Here is a 318-nt window from a genome sequence, read left to right as displayed (position 1 = left end):
CAAAGGGTATTCGCACCTCCCCGACGCTTATCGCAGCGTATCACGTCCTTCATCGCCTGTGCATGCCAAGGCATCCACCAAATGCCCTTAAGACACTTGATCACTCTCATTGCCAATATCCATCAAAACAGCTTTAAAAGCCGCATTATGCGACGCCAAATGTTGCCATTTGACTGCAAATGCTTGTTTCAACGTTATCAGCAGAAAGACCAGCTTCTCGAGATACAATCGGTGGCGCGGTCAGGCTGCCAATCATAATGCAAGGCTTGAGCAAGCTCTTGCGACACTGATCATTGATCAGTCCGATTACATCTTCTC

1 rRNA gene is annotated in these 318 nt (G+C 48.1%); it reads right to left on the bottom strand.

What is annotated here, in order from left to right:
• Positions 1–102 (bottom strand): 23S ribosomal RNA (locus QSJ70_RS27500); the annotation flags it as partial.
• Between the last annotated feature and the right edge of the window lie 216 nt (positions 103–318).

It is taken from the genome of Brucella sp. NBRC 12950, assembly GCF_030268145.1.
In the GTDB taxonomy this organism is placed as follows: Bacteria; Pseudomonadota; Alphaproteobacteria; order Rhizobiales; family Rhizobiaceae; genus Brucella.
Note: the sequence above shows the minus strand (reverse complement) of the source record. Positions and strands in the feature narration are given on the sequence as shown.